The sequence below is a fragment of the Aromatoleum toluolicum genome, assembly GCF_012911005.2.
Taxonomy (GTDB): Bacteria; Pseudomonadota; Gammaproteobacteria; order Burkholderiales; family Rhodocyclaceae; genus Aromatoleum; species Aromatoleum toluolicum.
Window position 1 is genome coordinate 1 of the sequence record NZ_WTVS01000126.1, and the last position, 8,478, is coordinate 8,478.

Annotated in this window: 8 protein-coding genes; 7 read left to right on the forward strand and 1 reads right to left on the reverse strand. The window is 66.1% G+C overall.

Features of this window, described 5'->3' with window-relative positions:
• The 7 genes from GPA27_RS27220 to dnaB all read left to right on the forward strand — a co-directional run.
• A partial coding sequence (locus tag GPA27_RS27220; RefSeq protein ID WP_169143550.1) for a M48 family metallopeptidase occupies positions 1-918 on the forward strand: 918 nt, incomplete at its 5' end.
• A gap of 155 nt (positions 919-1,073) precedes the next feature.
• Positions 1,074-5,159 carry an ATP-dependent RNA helicase HrpA gene (gene hrpA / locus GPA27_RS27225; protein WP_169143551.1) on the forward strand — a complete coding sequence of 1,362 codons (4,086 nt, stop codon included), beginning with the start codon at positions 1,074-1,076 and terminating at the stop codon, positions 5,157-5,159.
• Between the two features lie 103 nt (positions 5,160-5,262).
• Positions 5,263-5,646 carry a 30S ribosomal protein S6 gene (gene rpsF, locus GPA27_RS27230; protein WP_169143552.1) on the forward strand — a complete coding sequence of 128 codons (384 nt, stop codon included), beginning with the start codon at positions 5,263-5,265 and terminating at the stop codon, positions 5,644-5,646.
• 1 nt (position 5,647) lies between these two features.
• Positions 5,648-6,001 carry a primosomal replication protein N gene (gene priB / locus GPA27_RS27235; RefSeq protein WP_169143553.1) on the forward strand — a complete coding sequence of 118 codons (354 nt, stop codon included), beginning with the start codon at positions 5,648-5,650 and terminating at the stop codon, positions 5,999-6,001.
• Entirely contained in the window at positions 5,964-6,236 is a 273-nt protein-coding gene (rpsR, locus tag GPA27_RS27240) for a 30S ribosomal protein S18 (protein WP_169129314.1), read from the forward strand. The genes priB and rpsR overlap by 38 nt, the downstream gene beginning before the upstream one ends.
• 16 nt (positions 6,237-6,252) lie before the next feature.
• Positions 6,253-6,702, forward strand: a complete 450-nt coding sequence (rplI, locus tag GPA27_RS27245; protein ID WP_169143554.1) for a 50S ribosomal protein L9 — start codon at positions 6,253-6,255, stop codon at positions 6,700-6,702.
• A 116-nt stretch (positions 6,703-6,818) separates the two neighbouring features.
• Positions 6,819-8,228 (forward strand): replicative DNA helicase, encoded by a 1,410-nt coding sequence (gene dnaB, locus GPA27_RS27250; protein ID WP_169143555.1) that lies wholly within the window; start codon positions 6,819-6,821, stop codon positions 8,226-8,228.
• Between the two features lie 64 nt (positions 8,229-8,292).
• Here dnaB and GPA27_RS27255 read toward each other — a convergent pair.
• Positions 8,293-8,478, reverse strand: a 186-nt coding sequence (locus tag GPA27_RS27255; protein WP_211165277.1) for a hypothetical protein, incomplete at its 5' end; no start/stop codon positions are given.

An 8,478-nucleotide genomic window follows, 5' to 3' on the forward strand; every position in this document is an offset into this window, starting at 1 on the left:
GGCGAAATCCTGCATCCGGCACTCGCGCTCGATCGCGTCGAATTCTCGTCGCGTGTCGGCAATACCCCGCGTTTCCTGCGTTTTGCAGGCGGGGCGAGCTTCGAAACTTCCGACAACGACGCGGTCGACCGGCTCCTCGCGCAGCGTGCGCCGGCGAGCGGGCTGGCGCATCGGCTGGAGTCGAAGCTGCGCTTTGTGCTGTTGGGACTGGTGCTCACCGTCGCGTTCGTAGGGGGCAGCGTGCACTGGGGCGTGCCTGCGCTGGCGCGAATGGCGGCCTTCGCGCTGCCCGCCGAACTCAATGCGCACGCCGAGAGCATGGTGCTCGAAATTCTCGATCGGCAACTTCTCGAACCCAGTCGTCTGCCCGAGGAAGAGCAGGCGCGGCTGCGCGCAGCCTTTGCGCCACTCGTACAGGAGGGCGCGGCGGGCGTGGCCGTCCGGGTCGTGTTCCGCGATGCAGCCTCCACGATAGGCGCCAACGCGCTGGCGCTCCCCGCCGGCACCGTCATCTTCACCGATCAATTCGTCCGGCGCGCCCAGCACGAGGAGGAACTCGTCGGTGTGTTGGCGCACGAGATCGGGCATGTGGCGCATCGCCACGCGATGCGCGCCTCCCTGCAGTCCTCGCTGCTGGGCCTCCTCGCCACCTTGATCGTGGGTGACATTTCAACCGTTTCCTCGGCCGTCACGGCGATTCCCGTGATGCTGACGCAACTGGGCTATTCCCGCGACTTCGAGCGCGAGGCGGACCTGAATGCGGTCGAAAGCCTGCGCCGCCACGGGATCAGCCCGCAGCGCCTGGTCGACATCCTGCAGCGTGTCGATCCGGACGCGGACGGGAAGGGCGGCTATCTTTCGACGCATCCGCCGACGCCCGAGCGTGTGCGCCTGATCCTCTCCGCCGCGGGGGAGTGAGCGCCCCCGAGAAGAGGCCAGGGGCGCGAGTAATGCCACGCGCGGCCGTTCTGGCATAATTCGGGCGACTTTCCCGATGTGACCCGCCGCCCGGCGGGCAATGAACGACCGCCTGCAACTGCTCGGGCAGGGCGGTCCCGCCGACGACCCCAAACGTGACTGCTACCGACCCCCGGCTCCGCCATGAGCGCCGGCATGACGATTTTTCCGACTGCCTCACCGCCGACCGCCCGCGCCTGCGCCGGCTCGCGCGCGATCTGGGCCGCAACCAGGGGGCGAAGCGCGAGCGCCTGCAGGCCGACCTCGACGCGCTGCGCGCCCGTTCGCGCGCGACGCTCGCCGAACGCCAGGCCCGCCTGCCCAAGCCCGACTTCCCCGCCGAACTCCCTGTCACGCAAAGGCGCGACGAGATCGCCGCGGCGATCGCGGCCCACCAGGTCGTCATCGTTTGTGGCGAAACCGGCTCGGGCAAGACCACGCAGCTGCCCAAGATCTGCCTCGCGCTCGGTCGCGGCGCCGCCGGCCTGATCGGCCACACCCAGCCGCGCCGCCTCGCCGCGCGCGCGACCGCGACCCGCATCGCGCAGGAACTGAAGAGCGAACTCGGCCAGGCCGTCGGTTACAAGATCCGCTTCACCGACCGCCTCAGCGAAGCGAGCTGCGTCAAGCTGATGACCGACGGCATCCTGCTCGCGGAGACGCAGGGTGACCCGACGCTCGCCGCCTACGACACGCTGATCATCGACGAGGCCCACGAGCGCAGCCTCAACATCGACTTCCTGCTCGGCTACCTCAGGACCCTGCTGCCGCGCCGTCCCGACCTGAAAGTCATCGTCACCTCGGCGACGCTCGACGCCGACCGCTTCGCCCGCCACTTCGCCGCGCCCGACGGCAAGCCGGCGCCGGTCATCGAAGTCTCCGGTCGCCTGTATCCGATCGAGCTGCGCTACCGTCCCGTCGAATCCGACGACGAGCCGGCGCAGGAATCCCGCCGCCCCGGCGCCGACCGCCGCAAGGACCGCGACCTCTACGACGCGATCGTAGACGCCGTCGACGAGGCGCACCGCAGCGGTCCCGGCGGCACGCTGGTGTTCCTGCCCGGCGAACGCGAGATCCGCGAAGCGACCGAAGCCCTGCGCAAGGCCCATCACGCCGCCGGCACCGAAATCCTGCCCCTCTATGCGCGCCAGTCCGCGCAGGATCAGGCGCGCGTCTTCGCGCCCGGCAAGGGCAGGCGCGTCGTGCTCGCGACCAACGTCGCCGAGACCTCGCTCACCGTCCCCGGCATCCGCTACGTCGTCGATACCGGACTCGCACGCGTCAAGCGCTATTCGCACCGCAACAAGGTCGAGCAACTGCAGGTCGAGAAGATCGCACAATCGGCCGCCAAGCAGCGCGCCGGGCGCTGCGGTCGCGTCATGGACGGCGTCTGCTTCCGCCTCTACGACGAGGACGACCTCGGCAAGCGCCCCGCACACACCGACCCCGAGATCCTGCGCTCCTCGCTCGCCGGCGTGATCCTGCGCATGAAGTCGCTGCGTCTCGGCGCCGTCGAGGACTTCCCCTTCATCGACGCGCCGCTGCCGCGCATGGTCGCCGACGGCTACCAGCTCCTCACCGAGCTCGGTGCGGTCTCGGACGACGATGCGCGCGAACTCACGCCGATCGGCGTCGAACTCGCCAAGCTTCCGCTCGACCCCAAGATCGGCCGCATGATCCTCGCCGCGCGCGACCGCGGCTGCCTTTCGGAAGTCCTCGTCATCGCCGCCGCCCTGTCGACGCAGGATCCGCGCGAGCGCAACCCCGAGAGCCCCGGCGCCGCAGACCAGGCGCACGCGAAGTTCCGCGGCGGCGAGCAGGATCAGCGCTCCGAATTCCTGTGGTACTGGAACCTGTGGAAGGCCTGGGCGGAAGTGCTGCGCCACGAAACCGGCAGCAAGCAGAAGGCGTGGGCGAAGCAGCATCACCTGTCCTACATGCGACTGCGCGAATGGCGCGACGTCCATACGCAGCTGCACACGCTGTGTACCGAGCACGGCTGGAAGGAAAACGACAAGCCCGCGCACTACGACGCCCTCCACAAGGCGCTCCTCGCGGGCCTGCTCGGCCACGTCGGCTGCAAGATCGAGGACGCCAGCGGTCCGCAGGCCGGCAGCTATCTCGGCGCCCGCGGCATCAAGTTCTGGCCCCATCCCGGCTCCGCGCTCGCAAAGAAGGCCGGCAAGTGGATCGTCTGTGCCGAGCTCGTCGACACCTCGCGGCTTTTCGGCCGCTGCCTCGCGAAGATCGAGCCTGAATGGCTCGAGGAAGTCGGCGCCCACCTGATCAAATGCCAAGTCTTCGAACCGCACTGGTCCAAGGCCACCGGCGCCGTGCGCGCCTGGGAACGCGGCACGCTCCACGGCCTCGTCCTCTATGCCCGTCGCGGCGTCGGCTATCGCGACACCGATCCGCTGCTGTGCCGCGAGCTCTTCATCCGCGAAGGTCTCGTGCAGGGCGAGATCGCCGAAGGCGCGGCGCGCGGCATGCCCTTCCTGCAGCACAACCGCCGCCTCGTTGCCGAGATCGAGCGTCTCGAGCACAAGTCCCGCCGCCCCGACGTCCTCGTCGACGAAGAGCTGATCCACGCCTTCTACGAGGCCAAGCTGCCGGAAGATATTCTCGATCTCCCGAGTTTCGAGGCCTGGCGCAAGACGGCGGAGAAGGCCGAGCCGAAGCTCCTGCACCTCTCGCGCGACCAGCTCATGCGCCACGAGGCCGAAGGCATCACCACCGACCGTTTTCCGGCCAGCCTCGAAGTCCTCGGCCAGAAGCTCAAGCTCACCTATCTGCACCAGCCCGGCGAAGCCGACGACGGCGTCACGCTCACCGTCCCGCTCGCGATGCTCAACCAGATCCCGGCAAACCGCTGCGAGTGGCTCGTGCCCGGCCTGCTGGAAGAGAAGGTCGCCGCACTGCTGCGCACCGTGCCACAGAAGCACCGCCATCGCCTGCAGCCCATCTCCGAAAGCGCCGCGGCCTTCATGGAGCACTTCGACGCCGGCGAATGGGACACCGACGAAGCGCTCCTGCGCGCGCTGCAACGCTTCGTCGAGGAGCGCGTGTCGCTCAAGCTGCCGATGGAATCCTTCCGTGCGGAAAACCTCAATCCGCACTGTTTCATGAACTTCCGCGTCATCGACGAGCACGGGCGCGTGCTCGGCCAGTCGCGCAACCTCGCCGAACTGCGCACGCGTCTTCGCGATCAGGTCGCCGAACGATTCAGGGGCGCGCGGATCGCCATCCCGGAAAGTGCTCTGACGAAGACCGCGCTACCCCCGCCCTCCGAGAAAGGATCGATAGGGCAGGGCGCCCCTGCGAAAGCCGCTCCCGAAGCCCCCGCGTCCCAGCTCTCCGGCATCACCGCCTGGACCTTCGGCGAGCTGCCCGAACTCCTCGAAGTCAAGGTCGCCGGCCGCGAAGTCATCGGCTTCCCCGCCCTGCACGACGACGACGACAGCGTCTCGCTGCGCCCCTTCGACACCCCCGAGGAAGCGGCGAAGGTTCATCGCAAGGGCCTCGCCCGCCTCTTCGCGCTCACGCTCAAGGACCAGGTCCGCGCGATCGAAAAGCTCCCCGGCCTGCGCGAGCTCGCGCTCGCCTTCATTCCATTCGGCACCGAAGCCGAACTCAAGGCGCAGCTCGTCGCCGCGACCCTCGCACGCACCTGTCTCCTCGACCCCCTCCCCGCCGATGCCGCAAGCTTCGAGCGGCGCTGCACCGAGGCCAAGCCGCGCATCACCCTCATCGCGCAGGAATTCATGCGCCTCGCGATCGGCCTCATCGCCGAGCACGCCGCGCTGCAGAAACGCCTCACCGGCCTCAAGGGCTTCCCCGAAGTCGCCGCCGACATCCAGGCCCAGGTGCGCGAGCTGATGCCCAAGGACTTCCTCGTCGCCTTCCCGTGGGAGCGTCTCGCGCACTTCACGCGCTACCTCAAGGCCGCCGGCGTGCGCCTCGACAAGCTGCGCAACAACCCCGCGCGCGACGCCCAGCTCCTCGCCGACTGGCGCGGCCTCGCCCAGCCCTTCGAGCGCGAACGGCTTGCCAAGCGCAAGGCGGGCGTCGACGACCCGAGCCTCGACGAATTCCGCTGGCTCCTCGAAGAGCTGCGCGTCGGGTTGTTCGCGCAGGAACTCAAGACGCCCATGCCGATGTCGGTAAAGCGCCTGCAGAAGATCTGGGACGCGCGCCCGCGCTGACGCGGCCCTTTGATTTGCCGAGATTTTCCTGTTAATCTAATCGGCTTCCCTTGCTCTACCGGTTCGCATGCCGGGGAGCTGTCATCAACCGCAAGGAGTTTCCATGCGACATTACGAAGTTGTATTCATCGTCCACCCGGACCAGTCGGAACAGGTCCCGGCGATGATCGAGCGCTACAAGTCGCTCGTCACCGCCCGTAACGGCCAGATCCATCGCCTCGAAGACTGGGGCCGCCGCCAGATGGCCTATCCGATCCAGAAGGTGCACAAGGCTCACTACGTCCTCATGAACATCGAGTGTGACGGCGAGGCGCTCGGCGAGCTCGAGCACGCCTTCAAGTTCAACGATGCCGTCCTGCGCCACCTCGTCGTCAAGATGAAGGCCGCCGTGACCGCCCCGTCGCCGATGATGAAGGAAGAGAAGTCCCGCTCGCTGACCGCCGCCCCGGCCGCGGAAGAAGCGAAGTCCGAGACCGAATCCGCCTGAGGTGACCGACGAGGGGAATAACCAGCTGCACCTCGACGCCCGGATCGCTGAACTCCAGCCCCTGCGTCGAACCCCGGCAGGAGTGCCGATCGCCGCTTGCGGCCTCGCGCACGAATCGAAGCAAATGGAAGCGGGCCTGGTTCGCGAAGTTTCGGTGGAACTGCAGGCGGTTGCGGTTGGTGAGTTGGCTGCTGTGCTGGCCAGCGCATCCCCCGGCATGAGGATAAGGGTCGCCGGATTTCTCGCCGCGAAGAGTCTTCGCAGCCGGAGCCCGGTACTGCACCTGAGCAAGATCGAATTTCTGGAAGGAAACGAAAATGGCGTTCAACAAGAAGTTTGCAAAGAAGAAGGATGACCGCGGCAACCGCGGCCTGTTCAAGCGTCGCAAGTTCTGCCGCTTCACCGCGGAAAAGATCGAGGAAGTCGACTACAAGGATGTCGACATCCTGAAGGACTTCATCACCGAAAACAGCAAGATCATGCCGGCCCGCATCACCGGCACCAAGGCCGGCTACCAGCGTCAGCTGTCGACCGCGATCAAGCGCGCGCGCTTCCTCGCCCTGCTGCCTTACACCGATCTGCACAAGTAATCAGGAGAGATCGGACATGCAAATCATTCTGCTCGAAAAAGTCGCCAACCTCGGCACCCTCGGCGACGTGGTCAAGGTCAAGGACGGCTACGCCCGCAACTACCTGATCCCCCAAGGCATGGCCAAGCGTGCGACGCAGGCCAACATGGCCGCATTCGAAGCCAAGCGCGCCGAGCTCGAAAAGGCCCTGGCCGAGAAGCTCGCCGAAGCCCAGGCAGTCGCCACCAAGCTCGAAGGCCTGATGCTGCAGATCGCCCGCAAGGCCGGCATGGACGGCCGTCTGTTCGGCTCCGTCACCAACATCGACATCGCCGAAGCGCTGGAAGCTCAGGGCTTCAAGATCGAGCGCAGCGCGATCCGCATGCCGGAAGGTCCGATCAAGGCCATCGGCGACGTGCAGATCGACATTGCCCTGCACCACGACGTCGTGGTTCCGGTCACCGTCTCCGTGCTCGGTGAACAGTAATCCGCCGGTACTGACGTGATCGAAAAGGGGCTGCCTCGGCAGCCCCTTTTGTTTTTCAGCGCCGTCTGCCGCTTCGGTAGAATTCCGCATCCGCACCCCCTGGAAGACCGCCCCCGATGGCTACTCAAAAGCGCCGCTTTTCCGAGAACTCCGGCGACCCCGCGATCTCGGCAATCAAGCTCCCGCCGCACTCGCTCGAAGCCGAGCAGTCGCTGATCGGCGGCATCCTCCTCGACAACCAGGCATGGGAACGCGTCGCCGACCTCGCCAGCGAAGTCGACTTCTACCGCGACGACCATCGGCGCATCTTCCGCCATATCAGCAAGCTGCTCGACCTCGGCAAGCCGGCCGACGTCGTCACGGTCTTCGAGTCGCTCGAGAAGAACGGCGAATCCGAGCAGGCGGGCGGACTCGCCTATCTCGCGGAGATCGCCAACAGCACGCCGTCGGCGGCCAACATCCGCCGCTACGCCGAAATCGTGCGCGAGCGCGCGATCCTGCGAAAGCTCGTCACCGTCGGCGACGAGATCGCAGCGTCTGCCCTTAGCGCTACGGGGCGTGATGCCAAGACCCTGCTCGACGAGGCCGAAGCCAAGGTGTTCGAGATCGCCGAGGCGGGGGCGCGCAGCTCCACAGGCTTCGTCTCGATCCAGCCCATCCTCAAGCAGGTCGTCGATCGCGTCCAGGAGCTCTACGACCGCGACAACCCGTCCGAAGTCACCGGCGTGCCGACCGGTCTGGTCGATCTCGACGAGAAGACCTCCGGCCTGCAGCCCTCGGACATGATCATCGTCGCCGGCCGTCCCGCGATGGGCAAGACCACCTTCGCGCTCAACGTCGCCGAGCACGTCGCGATCGACTGCAAGCTGCCTGTGGCCATTTTCTCGATGGAAATGCCGGGCACGCAGCTCGCCACCCGCTTCATCTCCTCGGTCGGGCGCATCGATCAAGGCAAGATCCGTACGGGGCGCCTCGGTGACGAGGATTGGCAGCGCCTCACGATGGCGATGGGCAAGCTCTACGACGCGCCACTGTTCATCGACGAGACGCCCGGTCTCAACCCCATCGACCTGCGCGCCCGTGCGCGCCGCCTCTCGCGCCAGTGCGGCAAGCTCGGCCTCATCGTCATCGACTACCTGCAGCTCATGGTCGGCAGCAAGGAGAGCGACAACCGTGCCTCCGAGCTGTCCGAGATTTCGCGTTCGATCAAGTCGCTGGCGAAGGAGCTGCACGTCCCGATCGTCGCCCTGTCGCAGCTCAACCGAAGCCTCGAGCAGCGTCCGAACAAACGCCCCGTGATGTCCGACCTGCGCGAATCAGGCGCTATCGAGCAGGACGCGGACATCATCATGTTCATCTACCGCGACGAGGTCTATAACCCCGACTCGCCGGACAAGGGCACCGCCGAACTGATTATCGGCAAGCATCGAAATGGCCCGACTGGCACGGTGCGCATGACCTTCGTCGGCGAATGCACGCGATTCGAGAATTACGCCGGCGGCGCGGGTTTTTATCAAAGCGAATAAATTTCCGGAATTTTTTTGGAAATGGCTTGACGCTTCAATTGAGGTCTATATAATTCGCGCCTCTTCAGCGCTGCGGCGGATTTGGCGGCGGCGGTGGAGGGCAGGAAAGAGGGGGGCGGTGCGGCAGCGGATTTAAAAAAGTTTGCTGCGGTGCTTGACGAAAGCGGTTGAGTTTGTCAGAATCTCTTTCTCGCTGCTTCGGCAGTGGTTCTTTAAAAAATTGGACAACCGATAAGTGTGGGTGCTTGGT